Genomic DNA, 15,921 nt, shown 5'->3' on the forward strand with positions numbered 1-15,921 from the left:
AAAATAAGCCGACGCGGCAGGCGCCGAGGGCACGCCTTGCCCAGCGTTTCCGACGCCCGTGGCGACACGGGCGCCGAACAGCGCCTCGTCAGCCGCGATACGCCTCGAACAGCCCGGTGGCGCCCATGCCGCCGCCGACGCACATGGTGACGATGCCGTAGCGCAGCTCACGCCGCTGCAGTTCACGCACCAGGTGGCCGACCTGGCGCGAGCCGGTCATGCCGAAGGGATGGCCGATGGAGATGGAGCCGCCATTGACGTTGTACTTGTCGTTGTCGATGCCCAGGGTGTCGCGGCAGTACAGGCACTGCGAAGCGAAGGCCTCGTTCAGTTCCCACAGGTCGATGTCGGCCACGCTCAGGCCCTTGGCCGCGAGCAGCTTGGGTACCGAATACACCGGGCCGATGCCCATCTCGTCCGGCTCGCAACCGGCAACGGTGAAGCCACGGAAGTACGCCTTGGGCGTGAGGCCCAGCTCCAGGGCCTTGTCCAGGCTCATCACCAGGGTCATGGAGGCGCCATCGGAGAGCTGCGAAGCGTTGCCGGCCGTCACGCTGCCGGCCGGATCGAACGCCGGTTGCAGCTTGGCCAGGGATTCCAGGGTGGTGTCCGGGCGGTTGCAGTCATCCGCCTCGACCACGCCGTCGACGATCCGCTTCTCGCCCGTGGCCTTGTCTTCGACCTGGTACTTCACCGCCATCGGCACGATCTCGTCGGCATACAGGCCTGCGGCCTGGGCACGCGCGGTACGCTGCTGGCTCTGCAGGGCATAGGCGTCCTGCGCCTCGCGGGTCACGCCATAACGGCTGGCCACGATCTCGGCGGTCTTGCCCATGGGGTAGTAGATGCCGGGGTTGTCCTGCTGCAACAGCGGATTGAACAGGTTGTCCATGTTCATGCTTTTCAGGGTCATGGTGATGGACTCGACGCCACCAGCGACGATGATCTCGCTGCAGCCGGACGCCACCTGGTTGGCGGCGATGGCGATGGCCTGCAGGCCGGAGGAACAGAAGCGGTTGAGCGTCATGCCCGCCACCGGATTGCCCAGGCGCGAGAGTGCCGCGACGTTGCGACCGATGTTCATGCCCTGCGCGCCCTCGTTGGAGCCCGCCCCGACGATGCAGTCATCGACCAGTTTCGGGTCGATGCCGTTGCGCACCAGCAGGGCATCAACGCAATGGGCGGCCATGTCGTCCGGCCGGGTCATATTGAACTTGCCGCGGAAGGACTTGGCCAGGCCAGTCCGTACGCTGTCGACGATCACCACTTCACGCATGACGCACCTCGTTGTTATTGGATGGCGAATGCACCGAAGATAAATCCAGCCACTGTCGGGAAGCGACCATCATTGATCTGGCGTATACGGGTCGATGGGACCAGGGGCGAGGCCCGCTCGACCGAAAGCATGGCCCGGAACTGGCCAGCCCAGATGGTGGTTGCGCTGTTCAAGAGCATCGCCAGGCCCTGTCGCCCAGGTGGCGCCCGTGACGATCAAGAGCATCGCGGCTGAAGCCGCTCCTACAGATACTCCGCCGTTCCTGCCGATGCGTACCTACAGACGCCCCATCATTCCGGCCGATGCGCACCTACTGACGCTCCACCGTCCCGGCCGATACACACCAACCCGTAGGAGCGGCTTTAGCCGCGATAGCGCCTGAGCCTGCGGCGAAGGCCGCCCGATACACCCTCGCCAGGCCCCGTCGCCCAGATGGCGTCCGTGACGATCAAGAGCATCGCGGCTGAAGCCGCTCCCACAGACACTCCGCCGTTCCTGCCGATGCGTACCTACAGACGCCCCACCATTCCGGCCCATGCGCAGCGCGCCTGCCGATGCGCACGGAAACCGTGGGAGGGGCTTCAGCCGCGACAGGCATCAGTCCCTGGCGAAAGCCGCCTCGATGGCCTCGTTGAGGGTGCGCAGGACCTTGACCCGGGCGAAGCGCTTGTCGTTGGCCTCGATCAGCGTCCAGGGAGCGATCTCGGTGCTGGTGCGGTCGACCATGTCGCCCACCGCATCGGCGTAGTCATCCCACTTGTCGCGGTTGCGCCAGTCTTCCTCGGTGATCTTGAAGCGCTTGAACGGGATCTGCTCGCGCTCCTTGAAGCGCTGCAACTGCGTCTGCTGGTCGATGGCCAGCCAGAACTTCACCAGGATCACCCCGGCGCTGGTCAGCTCTTCCTCGAAGTCGTTGATCTCGCCATAGGCGCGCAGCCAGTCGCCTTCGCTGCAGAAGCCCTCGACCCGCTCCACCAGCACGCGGCCGTACCAGCTGCGGTCGAAGATGGTGAAGTGCCCGCGCGCCGGGATGTGCCGCCAGAACCGCCACAGATAGGGTTGCGCACGCTCCTCCTCGGTCGGTGCGGCCACCGGCACGATGCGGTACTGGCGCGGGTCCAGGGCGCCGGTGACCCGGCGAATCGCGCCCCCCTTGCCCGCCGCGTCGTTGCCTTCGAACACCGCGAGCAGGGCGTGCTTGCGCATGCGCTTGTCGCGCATCAGGCCGGACAGACGCGCCTGCTCGGTGGCCAGCTGTTCCTTGTAGTCGTCCTTGCCGAGTGCCTGGGTCATGTCCAGGCTGGCCAGCAGGCCGCGATTGTCCAGGCTGGAGATCAGCGGCGCGGCATGCGGTTGCAGCTTCGTCCCCTGCGGGCTGGCCAATGCCGCCTGCAGGCCTTCGAGGAGGATGCGTCCGACGGTCAGGCTGCGGTAGTAGTGGTCGACGCCCTCGACCACGTACCAGGGCGCGTAGTCGCGGCTGGTACGACGCAGGATGCGCTCGCCGTAGCGCACGAACTTGTCGTAGGTCTTCGACTGCTGCCAGTCCAGCGGGCTGATGCGCCAGCTGTGCAGCGGATCGTCCTTGAGCGCTTCGAGGCGCGATTTCATCTGTTTCTTGGACAGGTGAAACCAGAACTTGAAGATCAGCGCACCCTCGTCGCAGAGCATGCGCTCCAGGCGCTCGGCACCGTCGATGGCCTGATCCAGCACGGCATCCTTGAAACGCCCATGTACCCGCCCCTGCAGCATCTGGCTGTACCAGTTGCCGAAGAACACGCCCATGCGCCCCTTGGGCGGAAGCTGCCGCCAGTAGCGCCAGGCCGGTGGACGCGCCAGCTCCTCGTCGGTCTGCAGATCGAAGGTGCTGACCTGGATCAGCCGTGGGTCCATCCACTCGTTGAGCAGCTTGACCGTCTCGCCCTTGCCGGCCCCTTCGACACCGTTGATCAGCACGATCACCGGAAAGCGCGCCTGCTGCTTCAGCTCGTACTGCGCTTCCAGCAACGCCTCGCGCAACGCCGGCTCTTCGGCCTCGAACGTGGCCTTGTCGATGGTGCGGCCGATTTCGGCGGATTCGAACATGCAGTGACCTCCCTGGAATGGTCATGACAGCCTAACGGATAGGCCGCGACTTTGCCTGACGCCGAAGTACCGCGACTTGACCTGAGCCGGGAAAACACCCTGCACAACGGGTAGAATCGCCGCCTGCTCTGCCCGGAACCCCGTCATGCCCGATCTGCACAACGCCCAGCTCGACTGGGACGAACACGGCCAGCCACTGTCACGCAGCTACGGCGACGTCTACTTCTCCCGCGCCAACGGCCTGGAGGAAACCCGCCACGTGTTCCTCGCCCACAACCGTATCAGCGAGCGCTGCCAGGCCCTGCCGGCCGGCGGCAGCCTGGTGATCGGCGAGACCGGCTTCGGCACCGGGCTGAACTTTCTCTGCGCCTGGCAGGCCTTCGCCGAACACGCGCCGGCCGATGCCCGCCTGCATTTCGTCAGCGTCGAGAAATTCCCGCTGAGCGCCGCCGACCTGCAGCGTGCCCTGGCCCTGTGGCCGGAACTGGCGCCCTTCGCCACGCCGCTGCTGGCGCAGTACCGGGCGATTCATCCGGGTTTCCAGCGCCTGCTGCTCGACGGCGGCCGCGTGGTGCTGACGCTGATGATCGGCGACGTGCTCGACTGCCTGCCGCAGCTCGACGCACAGGTCGACGCCTGGTTCCTCGATGGCTTCGCCCCGGCGAAGAACCCGGAGATGTGGACGCCAGAGCTGTTCGCCGAACTGGCCCGGCTGTCCGCACCCGGCGCCACCCTGGCCACCTTCACCAGTGCCGGTTTCGTCCGCCGCGGGCTGATCGAAGCCGGCTTCGCCATGGTTCGCGTCAAGGGTTTCGGCCACAAGCGCGAGATGCTCGCCGGGACTTTCCAGCACACCCGCCGCCAGGCCGTCGCACCCTGGTTCGCCCGCCCCGAGCCGCCCAGCGCCGAACGCCATGCCGTGGTCATCGGCGCCGGCCTGGCCGGCTGTGCCACGGCGGCCAGCCTGGCCGCGCGCGGCTGGCGGGTGACCCTGCTGGAACGCCAGGACGACGTCGCCCGCGAGGCCTCGGGCAATCCGCAGGGCGTGCTCTACCTCAAGCTCTCGGCCCATGGCACATCGCTGTCGCGCCTGATCGTCGCCGGTTTCGGCCACACCCGGCGCCTGCTCGAACGCCTGCAGCGCGGCCAGGACTGGGATGCCTGCGGCGTGCTGCAGCTGGCCTTCGACGCCAAGGAAGGCGAACGCCAAGGCAAACTGGCTGCGGCTTTCCCCGCCGACCTGCTGCAGCCGTTGAGCCAGGCCGAAGCCGAGCAGCGCGCCGCTGTCGCTCTGCCCGCCGGTGGTCTGTTCTACCCCGATGCCGGCTGGGTGCACCCGCCGGCGCTGTGCCGGCATCTGGTGCAGCACCCGCTGATCAGCCTGCAGACCTACCGCGAGGCGCTGGGCCTGCAGCGCCAGGCTGACCGCTGGCAGGTCAGCGGGGCCAGCGGCGTGCTGGCCGAGGCGCCTGTCGTGGTGCTGGCCTGCGCTGCCGAGATCGGCCGCCTGCTGCCTGCCGCGAACCTGCCGCTCAAGCGCATTCGCGGGCAGATCAGTCGCCTGCCGGCCAGCGAAGCCAGCCGCGCGCTGCGCACGGTGGTCTGCGCCGAAGGCTACGTCGCCCCGCCGCGAGAGGGGGAACACACCCTTGGCGCCAGCTTCGACTTTCACAGTGACGACCTCACGCCCAGCGTTGCCGAACACGCCGGCAACCTGGCGCTGCTGGAGGCGATCTCCACGGACCTCAGCCAGCGCCTGGGTGCGCCGGCGCTCGATCCGGCTACGCTGCAGGGCCGCGCCGCCTTCCGCTGCACCAGCCCGGACTACCTGCCGCTGGTCGGGCCACTGGCCGAGCAGCCGGCCTTCGCCGAGGCCTATGCCGTGCTGGCCAGGGACGCCCGCCAGGTGCCGGACACGCCGTGCCCCTGGCTGCCCGGCCTGTACATCAACAGCGGCCATGGCTCGCGCGGGCTGATCACGGCGCCGCTGTCAGGCGAACTGATCGCCGCCTGGCTGAACGGCGAGCCCTTGCCGGTGCCACGCGAAGTGGCCGAGGCCAGCCACCCCAATCGCTTCATGCTGCGCAAGCTGATTCGCGGCACCTAGGCGCGGGCCTGCGCCAGCACCGGCCGGGGTTTGCGAAACACCAGCACGTTGCCCAGCATCACCAGGCCCAGGCCGAGCAGCGCCGGGGCCGTCCACTGGTAGCCTTCGGCGAACACCGAGATGTTCAGCGCCACCACCGGAAACAGCACGGTGCAGTAGGCCGCGCGCTCCGGCCCCATGCGCCCGACCAGGGTCAGGTAGGCGGTGAAACCGATCACCGATCCGGGAATCGCCAGGTACAGCAGCGAACCGACGTAACGCAGGCTCCAGTCGAACGCGAACGGCGTGCCGCTGACCAGGCAGATCAGCACCAGCATCAAGGCGCCGTAGAGCATGCCCCAGGCGTTGGTGGTCAGCGGCTTGAGACCGGCCTTCTGCTGCAGGCTGGAAAGCATGTTGCCGGCCGAGAAGAACAGTGTGCCGCACAGCGCCAGGCCGATGCCCAACAGGCTTTCCCGGGTCGCCTGGTGGCCGGCCAGTTCAGGCCAGAACAGCAGCCCCAGCCCGCCCAGGCCAAGGGCGCCACCCAGCAACACGTTGCTGGCGATGCGCTGCTTGAAGAACAGCCGCGCATTGATCGCGTTCCACAGGGTCGCGGTGGAGAAGATCACCGCGATCAGGCCACTGGGAATCCACTGACTGGCGGTGTAGAAGCACAGGAAGTTGAGGCAGAACAGGCACAGCCCCTGCACCACGCAGATCCCCTGGGCGCGGCGATCCAGCGGCTGCAGGCGCCCGCTGAGCCAGAGCATGACGAACAGCACCAGCGAGGCCAGGGCGAAGCGGTAGGCGATGGAGGCGGCAAGCGCCACCTCGCCGACCTGGAGTTTGATGGCGATCCAGGTGGTGCCCCAGATCAGTACGGTAAGCAGGTAGAGCGACAGGTTCATCGAGTTTCTCCCAAGACTGCGTACAGTCTGGAAGCAGCGCAGGCCTCGTGCTTGCACAAAGTTGCGCATTTATCGCTGCGCCATCACTGCCTGCCATCGCGCCCAAGGCTTTATCATGCGGCTTTTGCCAGACAAGTCGTTCTCACTGCATGCTCTCTGCCGTCGCCCGCTACAAACAGTTGCTGTCCAGCGCCCTCGCCCGCTACTTCCCCCGCACCACCGCCTATCTGCGCGCCGAGCGTGAGGCCGCACAACCACGCAAGCCGGCACGCAAGCAGACGCGCAAGAAAGCCAGCGGAGGCAAGAAGAGCAGCAGCGGCAAGGCGGCCAGGAGCAAGCCTGGCCCGGCCGGCATCTACCCTGCCACCCGCCTGAAGATCGAAGAAACGCAGGTGCAGGCCATGCGCGAGCGGGTGGCCCAGGCCGTCGGCGCCGGGCTGATCGGCGCACCGTCGGACGAACAGTGGGCGATGATTCTGTGCCGCGCCCCGCTGACGCGCATCTTCGCCGGCGCAGGCTCGGGCAAGTCGAGCACCCTGGTGCTGCGCGTGGTGTTCATGCTCTGCCACCTGCAGATCGACCCGCAGCGGCTGACGGTGATCTCCTTCACCAACGCCTCGTGCAGCGAACTGCGCGAGCGCCTGCAGCGCCTGCTCGACTTCTGGCAGTACGGACAGGATGCCCGCCAGTGCGTACGTACCTTTCATGCAGCCATGGCGGCGCTGGCCAAGGAGCAGTTGGGCAGCCCCCGCTGGTTCGAGCAGCTCGACGAACCCGCCGCGGAGCCGGACAACCCGCTGACTGGCGCACGCTTGCGCCCGGCCCAGCAGCGCCTGCTCAAGCAGGCCTACCAGAGCGCCTATGCCGAGGACGCGCGCTTTCGCCTTCTCTGTCATCGCCTGCTCAAGCTACCCGCGCCACAGGAGACGCAGGGCAGAACCGCCAAGGCGCCACTGGACGCCTGCAAGCTGCCCGGCGAATTCGCCGCCCTGCCCCTGTTCGAACTGCTGTACGGGCAGATCGACTTCGCCGCCAGCCTGGGTATCCGCCTCGACCACCTGGACGTGAAGACACTGCAATGCGCGGCGCGCGAACGTGACTTCATCGAGGCCATGCAGCGCTTCCAGGAGCATTTCACCGCCCTGTTGCACAGCCAGGGGCTGATCAGCTTCAACGGCGCCTTCGCGCAACTCAGCGAGCGCCTGCAACGTACCGATGCCGGCAAGCCGGGGCCGGCCCTGCTCGCCCTGGGCCACCTGCTGATCGACGAATTCCAGGACATCTCGCCGCAGATCGTGCTGTGGCTGCAGGCCGTGCATCGCCGCCTGCACGGCGCAGGCGAGCGCATCAGCCTGATGGCCATCGGCGATGACTGGCAGTCGATCTACGGCTGGCGCGGCAGCTCGCCGGAGCTGTTCATCGACTTCGACCGGCACTTCCCCAGCCGTGGCCGTGGCAAGAGCACCACCCTGCTGATGGGCACCAACTACCGCAGCATCGAGCCGGTGTTGCGCGACGCCGAGAAAGTGCTCGCCGAGGTCCGCAGCAAGCAGGCCAAGACCTGCGTCGCGGCCAAGGCCATGCAGCCGGGCGACCACGGTGTGAAGCTGATCCAGCGCTTCGACCTGAGCAACGGCCTGCCACGCCTGCTCGAGGAAATCCGTGCGCAGTGCGCGCATGTCGCCAGCCGCCCCGGCGCCGACCACACCGCCGTGCTGCTGCTCAGCCGCCGCAACGAGCCGCTGCAGCAGGTCCGGGCGCAGCTCGACAAAGCCCTGCCGGTGAGAGCGCTGACCATCCACCGCGCCAAGGGCCTGCAGGCCGAGGTGGCGATCATCCTCGACGACTGCCTGCCCGTGGAGAAACACCCGCTGCGCAATGCCCTCTACGCCCAATGCGGCTTCTTCACCGGCAGTTACGACCAGGCCATGCAGGACGAGGCCCGGCGCCTGGCCTACGTGGCCATCACCCGTGGCGTCAGCCGGGTGCTGTGGTACACGCGCAAGGCACAGGGCGCCACACAATGCCTGGCTTAGTGCCTGGCAATCGCGCAAGCTGCGCAGCGGACATTCTCAACCGGGGCACTCGATGGACAAGCTGCTGGCGCTGCGCACCTTCGTCACCACCGTTCGCTGCGGCGGTTTTTCCGCTGCTGCACGGCAGCTGGGGCTGGCCACCTCCTCGGTGACCCGCGCGGTCAACGCGCTGGAGCAGGAGCTGGGCTGCGTACTGCTCAACCGCAACACACGCCAGGTCAGCGTCAGTGCAGCCGGGCGGGACTACTTCGAACGCGCCCTGGCCATACTCGATGCCCTCGACGAGGCCGACGCCGCAGTGGCCGACAAGGATGACGAGGTACGCGGTCGCCTGGCAGTGAGCGTGCCGGTGGAGTTCGCCCGCCGCCTGATCGCGCCGCACCTGGGCGAACTGCTCGAGCGCCACCCGCGACTGGAGCTGACCCTGCGCGTGACCGACGAGGTGGTCGATCTGCTCAGCGAACGCATCGACCTGGCCCTGCGCCTGGGATCATCCATCGTCAGCGATGACGTGATCAGCCAGCAGGTTGGCCGCTTCCGCCGCTGGCTGGTGGCGAGCCCGGAGTATCTGGCGCGCACTCCGCCGATCGCGCATCCGAGCGCGCTCCAGGCGCACGCCTGCCTGCAATACGACTACGGCAGCCCGGCGCACTACTGGCGCTTCGAGCAGGACGGCGCGACCTTGCAGGTGCCGGTCACAGGACGCCTGCGCAGCAACAACGCCGATATCCTGCGCCAGGCGGCCCTGACCGGTCAGGGCGTGGCGCTGCTGTCGGACTGGCTGGTGCGCGACGACGTGGCCCAGGGGCAGCTGCAGCGCCTGCTACCGGACTACGAAGTGGCACCCGGGCCTCACGAAGGTACCATCCACCTGCTGTACCTGCCGAACCATCGGGGCTCCAGGCGGATCGCCGCCTTCAGTGCATTCCTGCAAGGCCTGCTGCAGGGCTGAGCGGCGTTGCACGCCACGCAACGCACTGTTGCTCGGACGGTGGATTCTCCGTAGCCAGCCGACCCCCTACTCTTGCGCCTGCCGCCCATTGCCACCGAGAACAGCGCATGACCAGCCAGACCTCCTCGCTCACACGCGAGTCCCCATCCCTGCCGCAGACACTGGTGCTGTTGTTCGCCCTGTGCTGCGGCGCCATCGTCGCCAACCTCTACTACGCACAACCGATCATCGAGCTGATCGCCCCGGATGTCGGCCTCGACGCCGAGCGGGCCAGCCTGATCGTCTCGCTGACGCAGATCGGCTATGCCCTCGGCCTGCTGTTCCTGGTGCCGCTGGCCGACCTGCTGGAAAGCCGCCGGCTGATGCTGGTCACCACCGCCGCCGCCCTGCTCTGCCTGCTGGCGGCCGCGTTCGCCACCCAGCCCGGCCTGTTCCTCGGCCTGGCGCTGCTGATCGGCCTGAGCTCGGTGTCGGTGCAGATGCTGATCCCGCTGGCGGCCAACCTGGCGCCGGAGGCCAGCCGCGGCCGCGTGGTCGGCAACATCATGAGCGGCCTGCTGCTGGGCATCCTGCTGGCCAGGCCGTTGGCCAGCCTGGTGGCCGGCGAGTTCGGCTGGCGCGCGGTGTACCTGATGGCTGCCAGCCTGATGCTGCTGATCAGCCTGGTGATCGCCACCACCATTCCGCGCCATGCGCCCGCTCACCGCGCCAGCTACGGCCAGTTGCTGGCCTCGCTCGTGCAACTGTTGCGCCGCTACCCGATCCTGCGGCGCCGGGCGCTTTACCAGGGCCTGATGTTCGCCAGCTTCAGCCTGTTCTGGACCGCGGCACCGCTGGAGCTGGCCCGTCACCTGGGGCTGAGCCAGCAGGACATCGCCCTGTTCGCCCTGGCCGGCGCCATCGGCGCGGTGGCAGCGCCCATCGCCGGGCACCTGGCCGATGCCGGGCATACCTACCGCGCCAGCCTGGTCGCACTGCTGCTGGCACCGCTGGCCTTCGTCCCCGACCTGCTGAGCGACGGCCTGGGCTGGGTCGGCCTGGTGGCGACCGCCATCGTCCTCGACTTCGCCGTGCAGATGAGCATGGTGCTCGGCCAGCGCAGCATCTACGCCCTCGAGCCGCAGAGCCGCGCACGCCTCAACGCCCTGTACATGACCAGTATCTTCATCGGCGGGGCCATCGGCTCGGCGCTGGCCAGCCCGATCTACGAGCAGTTCGGCTTGCAGGGTGCGGCGCTGCTGGGCGCAGGGTTGCCGTTGCTCGGGCTGCTGCTGTTCGTCAGCCGCGAGCCCTGAACGCCAGATGCCGCCCGCGCCGGCGAGCGGCCCGGCTTTTGCGCAGACAACAAAAAACCCGCCGAAGCGGGTTTCTTCCCAACCATCCGACATCCTGTCGGTAGCCATCATGGCCTGGTCATCATCCGTGATCCTCAGCGATCCGTCGCTGCAGGGGATGTGTGTAGATTAAGGATCTGACCGAAGCGACAACAGCAGCGGTTACCGCTTCGGCGTGTAAGACATTCGCCATAGCGCTCAGGACGAACGCCCCAGCATGCGCCCGAGCACATCCACATCGCCCTGGCGACGGTGGACGAATGCCATGACCACATGCCCGACGATCAGCACCAGCAACAGCTGGCCGAGGTTGCCGTGCAACAGGCTGGCCGGGGCAATCATCCACTCGATCTTGCCACCCTCGAAGCCGGACATGATGGTCATGCCGAATGCCTCGAAGGCCCGCCCGGAACCGTACTGGCGCATCAGCGCCAACAACGGAATCACCAGCATCAGCGCATAGAGGACCCGATGCCCCAGGCTGGCGGCTCGGCTCAACGCGGCAGGACGACGCCCCCGGTTGTACAGTGCCCAGGCCAGGCGGATGACCACCAGCACCATCAGCAGCAGGCCGACGGACTTGTGCGTACCGCCGATCAGCGTCTCCAGAGCACTGTCTTCCGGCGCCAATACAGTGAGAAATTGCCACAGCAGCAGCGCCGCCATGGCCCAGTGCAAAACACGAGACACAACGCCGTAACGCTGTGCAGAATCATTGAGGCTCGACATATTCAGGTTCCTATCAGGTCAGGTGAATGGCGTCGCCACGCACGGCTCCTCCTGTGCACGCAGCGAAACAGCCCGGCAATTGCGATGGAGGAGCGGGAACATGCCATCTTGTTTTCACCAGATAGGTGGCCAAGGCTCTGTCTCAGGGCCCGTGTCATCGCAAGACGCCATGGTGCACTGAGGCAGGTAGCAATGGGAAAACCTGGCTGTAAGCAAGTGTGTCGCAGGCGACCCTGCGACACAGGGTCGATTGCTCAGGCGTCGCGCAAGCGCTCGCGGGCCTCGCGCCAGCTGTGCTGCTGCGGCTCCTGCCAGATTCGCGCATGCAGGCGCGCCATGCCGTCGGGGTCGTTGAGCAGGCGCCAGCGCGTGGCCTCGACATGCCCTTGCGGGCCGGCCGCGAGGATTTCCTCGATCCGTTCGTCACGCAAGGCTTCGGCGGCAGGCACCACCTTGGCATGGCGCGCACGCGCCATGGCGCAGACCAGGGCGTTGTAGAGCGGGTCGACCACCGCCCGCAGGAAGCCCTGCCGCAGCGCACGCGCACTGTTCAGGCGCTCGTACTCGGCGGTGTTGCTCAGTTCGCGCGGCACTTCGTGCTCCTCCGGGATGAGGAACAGCTTGCTGCGCCGCGTAGCCAGACCGGGCGCGGTGCGGCTGGTCAGCACCGACACCAGCGGCGAGAGGATCAGCGACACCACGATCGGCGCCAGCCACCAGAGGAAGTCCGGGTTGAGCCAGCCGACCAGCCCTGTCCAGGCGATCCCCAGCAGCACCTGCGAACCATGACGGCGCAAGGCCTCGCTCCAGGGCGTGGAATCGTCCACGCGCTGCGGCGAGTTCCACTGCACCGACCAGCCGAGGAAGGCTGCAGTGACGAACAGGCTGTGGAACAGCATGCGCACCGGTGCCAGCAGCACCGAACAGCCAGCCTCCAGCAGCATCGACAGCAGCACGCGCAGGCGCCCGCCGTAGGCTTCGGCGCCCTGGATCCAGATCAGCAGCACGCTGAGCAGCTTGGGCAGGAACAACAGCGTCATGGTCGCCGAGAACAGCGCCACCGCCTCCTCCGGCTGCCACCTTGGCCACAGCGGATACAGCTGGTTGGGCTGCAGGAAATACTCCGGCACCATCAGCGTGTGAATCGCCAGCAGGCAGGTGGACAACGCCAGGAACAGCAGCCACAGCGGTGCCGACAGATAGGACATGACCCCGGTGAGAAACACCACGCGATGCACCGCGTGCATCCCGCGTACCAGGAACAGGCGGAAGTTCATCAGGTTGCCGTGGCACCAGCGTCGGTCGCGCTTGAGCTCGTCGAGCAGGTTCGGCGGCAACTCCTCGTAGCTGCCCGGCAGGTCGTAGGCGATCCACACGCCCCAGCCGGCACGGCGCATCAACGCCGCCTCGACGAAGTCGTGGGAGAGAATCGCCCCGGCGAATGCACCGGTGCCCGGCAAGGGCGCCAGGGCGCAGTGCTCGATGAAGGGTTTGACGCGGATGATCGCGTTGTGGCCCCAGTAGTGCGACTCACCCAGCTGCCAGAAGTTGAGCCCGGCGGTGAACAGCGGCCCGTACACGCTGGTGGCGAACTGTTGCAGGCGCGCGTAGAGGGTGTCCATGCCGGACGCCTTGGGCGCGGTCTGGATGATCCCGGCGCCGGGGTTGGCTTCCATCAGACGAACCAGGCTGGTCAGGCAGTCGCCGCTCATCACGCTGTCGGCATCGAGCACCACCATGTAGCGGTAGTTGCTGCCCCAGCGCCGGCAGAAGTCGTCGATATTGCCGCTCTTGCGCTTCACCCGGCGCCGCCGGCGGCGATAGAAGATGCGCCCGAAGCCTTCCACTTCGCGGCACAGCTCCATCCAGGCCTGCTGTTCGGCGACGCAGATGTCCGGGTCGTTGCTGTCGCTGAGCACGAAGAAATCGAAATGCTCCAGCTGCCCGGTGGCCTTCAGCGACTCGAAGGTCGCACGCAGGCCGGCGAACACCCGCGGCACGTGCTCGTTGGCGATCGGCATGACCAGCGCGGTGCGCGCCTTCGGCGAGATCGGCTCGTTGCCGCAGGCAGTGGCCGAGATGCTGTAGCGATCACGCCCGCGCAGCAGCTGGAAGAAGCCCATCAGGGCCGTCCAGAAGCCCATCGAGACCCAGCAGAACAGCAGTGCGAACAGCGCCAGGATGCTGGTCTGCACCACGTACGGCAGGATCTGTCGCGCCGACTCGCGCAGCGGCTGCTCGAAGACCAGGCCCAGGTCGACCAGCGACCAGCCCTGGTACGGCAACACCGATTTCATGTACCAGGTGGCGACCACCGTCTGCGCCACCATCAGCAGCAACAGGGCGGCGCGGCGCATCGACGCGACCTGCCGCCAGCGCGCCTCGGCGAAATCCTCGGTCTCGCGGGTACGCGGACGTGGCGTCGGCTTCTCGCCCTTCAGGCGTCGCCAGCCACGGTCGAGGATGTTGGTCTGCCAGGGCTCCGGCACGATGCGCGTGCGCCTGATCGGCGGGGTCGACTCGATGGTCGGCCGGCCCTGGTGATCCTCGACGAGGCGGCAACCGCGTTCGAGTGCGTCCGGCCAGCCCATCTCCAGGCGTGCCGGGACCGACTCGAGCAGCTCGCGCGTTTCCTCCTGGGGCTCGCTGCTGGCCGCCTCCGGCATCTGCAGCGCATGGTGCAGGGTGGCCAGGTCACCACCCTCCTCCAGGCGGTGAGCCAGGTCCTCCTGCCGCTGCGGGTCGAGCGGCAGTTCCTCCAGGTAGTCCTGGATCAGCGTATCGTCGAGGGAGTTATTCATGGGCAGGCAGCTGGTAGCTCCAGGTTTCCGACAGGGGTTTGCCGTCCTGGACCAGGGCAGCACGCATTTCCACCGGTTGTGCCGGGTCCTTGACCAGGATGCGCAGGGTCAGGCGCCAGCCTTTGCTCACCGGGTTGTACCGCAGGTTCTTCTCCACGATCTCGGCGTTGCCGTCGACACTCACCTGCGACTCGATGGCCGCGTCCGCCGCGAGTTCGGCCAGCACCGGGCCGGCGAAGTCCACCACCAGGGCGGTGCTGCCATCGGGCTGACGAATCAGGTTGGCCTGCTTCACGTCACCCTCGGACAGGCGGGTCTGGGTGACCATGGCCAGCTGCGGGTCATGCAGCTTGGCGTCGTCGCGGCTGAAGTGCAGGCGGTAGTGGACGTCCAGCGCCTCGCCCACGGCGGGCTGGTTGTCGGGGCGCCAGAGGGCGACGATGTTGTCGTTGGTCTCGTCCGGCGTGGGAATCTCCACCAGTTCGACATGGCCGGTGCCCCAGTCGCCGACGGTTTCCACCCAGCCACTCGGGCGCAGCTCGTAGCGGTCGTCGAGGTCCTGGTACTGGCCGAAATCGCGGTTGCGCTGCATCAGGCCGAAACCACGCGGGTTGTCGATGCGGTAGCTGCTGACGTTGAGGCGCTGCGGGTTGTTCAGCGGGCGCCAGAGCCACTCGTCATTGCCGGCATGGATGGCCAGGCCGTCGGAATCATGCAGTTCGGGGCGGTAGTTGTGACGGGGCGAAGGCTGGTTGGCGCCGAACAGGTACATGCTGGTCAGCGGCGCGATGCCGAGCTTCTCCACCGGCTCGCGCAGGTAGACCTTGGCCTGCACGTCGAGCACGCTGTCGCGGCCCGGGTCGATCTCCATGCGGTAGGCACCGGTGGCACGCGGCGAGTCGAGCAGCGCATAGAACAGCAAGGTGCCGCGATCGGACTGCGGCTTCTCGATCCAGAACTCGGTGAACCGCGGGAACTCCTCGCCCGACGGCAGCGCCGTGTCGATGGCCAGCCCGCGTGCGGACAGGCCGAACACCTGGCCCTTGCCGACGATGCGGAAGTAGCTGGCGCCCAGCACGCTCATCACTTCATCCTGACGGCCCGCCTCGTTCAGCTCGTGGATCACCTTGAAACCGGCGAAACCGAGATCCTTGAGGTCCTCCGCTTTCAGGTCGAGGTCGCCGAAGTCGAACATCGCCGGGTCGTACTTGATTTCGCGCGTGCCCTCGGCGGTCACTTCGTTGATCTTCACCGGCAGGTCGAAATGCATGCCCTGGTGGAAGAAGTACAGCTGGAACGGCGTCTTGCCGTCGCGCCAGTAGGCCTTGTCCTCACGGAAGCGCACCTTCTGATAGCCGGCGAACGGCAGGTCGCGCAGGGATGCCGGCAGATTGCTCTGCGGCGCGCTGTACTTCTCGGCCGCCAGGGCCTTGGCCTTGACCGCCACATCGTCCAGCTCGAATGCCCAGCTCTGGGCTGCGAACAACAGAGGGAGCACACAGAGGGCCAGCTTGCCGGCCTTGCCCATACGGGCTCCAGAACAACGACTCATCGACACACAGCCTCCAGGGCAACACGTACTGACAGGCAGCGGCCAGCCCGGGGGCGACCGCTGCGGAGAGTTGAAAACAGGCGAATGGGACAGCGACAGCGCGAGCGCGATGCGGACGACCGACCGGACGGTGGTGCCTGCGCATGCGCGGATTCTTTC

Annotated in this window: 10 protein-coding genes; 4 read left to right on the plus strand and 6 right to left on the minus strand. The window is 67.2% G+C overall.

Translation table 11 applies throughout. From position 1 onward, the window contains the following. Positions 1 to 88 precede the first annotated feature (88 nt). Both EPK82_RS12280 and pap read right to left on the minus strand, forming a co-directional pair. Positions 89 to 1,276 carry a thiolase family protein gene (locus EPK82_RS12280; protein ID WP_037047996.1) on the minus strand — a complete coding sequence of 396 codons (1,188 nt, stop codon included), beginning with the start codon at positions 1,274 to 1,276 and terminating at the stop codon, positions 89 to 91. A gap of 597 nt (positions 1,277 to 1,873) precedes the next feature. Next, positions 1,874 to 3,361: a polyphosphate:AMP phosphotransferase gene (gene pap, locus EPK82_RS12285; protein WP_037047998.1), complete on the minus strand. Its 1,488-nt coding sequence runs from the start codon at positions 3,359 to 3,361 to the stop codon at positions 1,874 to 1,876. A gap of 145 nt (positions 3,362 to 3,506) precedes the next feature. Between pap and mnmC the strand changes: the two genes are divergently transcribed. Next, complete coding sequence (gene mnmC, locus EPK82_RS12290) at positions 3,507 to 5,468, plus strand: bifunctional tRNA (5-methylaminomethyl-2-thiouridine)(34)-methyltransferase MnmD/FAD-dependent 5-carboxymethylaminomethyl-2-thiouridine(34) oxidoreductase MnmC (RefSeq protein WP_134676745.1); 1,962 nt, start codon at positions 3,507 to 3,509, stop codon at positions 5,466 to 5,468. On the opposite strand, the gene EPK82_RS12295 is transcribed toward mnmC, so the two are convergent. After that, positions 5,465 to 6,358, minus strand: a complete 894-nt coding sequence (locus EPK82_RS12295; protein ID WP_037048004.1) for a DMT family transporter — start codon at positions 6,356 to 6,358, stop codon at positions 5,465 to 5,467. The two genes, mnmC and EPK82_RS12295, sit on opposite strands and share 4 nt — an antisense overlap. A 149-nt stretch (positions 6,359 to 6,507) precedes the next feature. Between EPK82_RS12295 and EPK82_RS12300 the strand changes: the two genes are divergently transcribed. The 3 genes from EPK82_RS12300 (at position 6,508) to EPK82_RS12310 (ending at position 10,641) form a co-directional block, all read left to right on the plus strand. Continuing rightward, positions 6,508 to 8,394, plus strand: a complete 1,887-nt coding sequence (locus EPK82_RS12300; protein ID WP_134676746.1) for a DEAD/DEAH box helicase — start codon at positions 6,508 to 6,510, stop codon at positions 8,392 to 8,394. A gap of 52 nt (positions 8,395 to 8,446) precedes the next feature. Further along, positions 8,447 to 9,346: a LysR family transcriptional regulator gene (locus EPK82_RS12305; protein WP_037048010.1), complete on the plus strand. Its 900-nt coding sequence runs from the start codon at positions 8,447 to 8,449 to the stop codon at positions 9,344 to 9,346. Between the two features lie 107 nt (positions 9,347 to 9,453). Then, positions 9,454 to 10,641 carry an MFS transporter gene (locus EPK82_RS12310; protein ID WP_134676747.1) on the plus strand — a complete coding sequence of 396 codons (1,188 nt, stop codon included), beginning with the start codon at positions 9,454 to 9,456 and terminating at the stop codon, positions 10,639 to 10,641. Positions 10,642 to 10,878: 237 nt separating this feature from the next. Here the strand turns inward: EPK82_RS12310 and EPK82_RS12315 are convergent, their stop codons facing one another. From EPK82_RS12315 to EPK82_RS12325, 3 genes are all read right to left on the minus strand, one after another. Next, positions 10,879 to 11,409: a cytochrome b gene (locus EPK82_RS12315; RefSeq protein ID WP_134676748.1), complete on the minus strand. Its 531-nt coding sequence runs from the start codon at positions 11,407 to 11,409 to the stop codon at positions 10,879 to 10,881. 254 nt (positions 11,410 to 11,663) lie between these two features. Beyond that, complete coding sequence (gene mdoH / locus EPK82_RS12320) at positions 11,664 to 14,210, minus strand: glucans biosynthesis glucosyltransferase MdoH (protein ID WP_037048016.1); 2,547 nt, start codon at positions 14,208 to 14,210, stop codon at positions 11,664 to 11,666. After that, positions 14,203 to 15,738, minus strand: coding sequence for a glucan biosynthesis protein G (locus tag EPK82_RS12325; RefSeq protein WP_134676749.1), 1,536 nt, complete (start codon positions 15,736 to 15,738; stop codon positions 14,203 to 14,205). Before EPK82_RS12325 ends, mdoH begins: the two co-directional genes overlap by 8 nt. Positions 15,739 to 15,921 lie beyond the last annotated feature (183 nt).

Origin of the sequence: Ectopseudomonas khazarica (genome assembly GCF_004521985.1) — a bacterium.
Classification (GTDB): Bacteria; Pseudomonadota; Gammaproteobacteria; order Pseudomonadales; family Pseudomonadaceae; genus Aquipseudomonas; species Aquipseudomonas khazarica.

Coding starts and splice junctions, on each gene's coding strand:
- EPK82_RS12280 (WP_037047996.1), bottom strand. CDS start 1,276: ATGCGTGAAGTGGTGATCGTCGACAGCGTACGGACTGGCCTGGCCAAG.
- pap (WP_037047998.1), bottom strand. CDS start 3,361: ATGTTCGAATCCGCCGAAATCGGCCGCACCATCGACAAGGCCACGTTC.
- mnmC (WP_134676745.1), top strand. CDS start 3,507: ATGCCCGATCTGCACAACGCCCAGCTCGACTGGGACGAACACGGCCAG.
- EPK82_RS12295 (WP_037048004.1), bottom strand. CDS start 6,358: ATGAACCTGTCGCTCTACCTGCTTACCGTACTGATCTGGGGCACCACC.
- EPK82_RS12300 (WP_134676746.1), top strand. CDS start 6,508: ATGCTCTCTGCCGTCGCCCGCTACAAACAGTTGCTGTCCAGCGCCCTC.
- EPK82_RS12305 (WP_037048010.1), top strand. CDS start 8,447: ATGGACAAGCTGCTGGCGCTGCGCACCTTCGTCACCACCGTTCGCTGC.
- EPK82_RS12310 (WP_134676747.1), top strand. CDS start 9,454: ATGACCAGCCAGACCTCCTCGCTCACACGCGAGTCCCCATCCCTGCCG.
- EPK82_RS12315 (WP_134676748.1), bottom strand. CDS start 11,409: ATGTCGAGCCTCAATGATTCTGCACAGCGTTACGGCGTTGTGTCTCGT.
- mdoH (WP_037048016.1), bottom strand. CDS start 14,210: ATGAATAACTCCCTCGACGATACGCTGATCCAGGACTACCTGGAGGAA.
- EPK82_RS12325 (WP_134676749.1), bottom strand. CDS start 15,738: ATGGGCAAGGCCGGCAAGCTGGCCCTCTGTGTGCTCCCTCTGTTGTTC.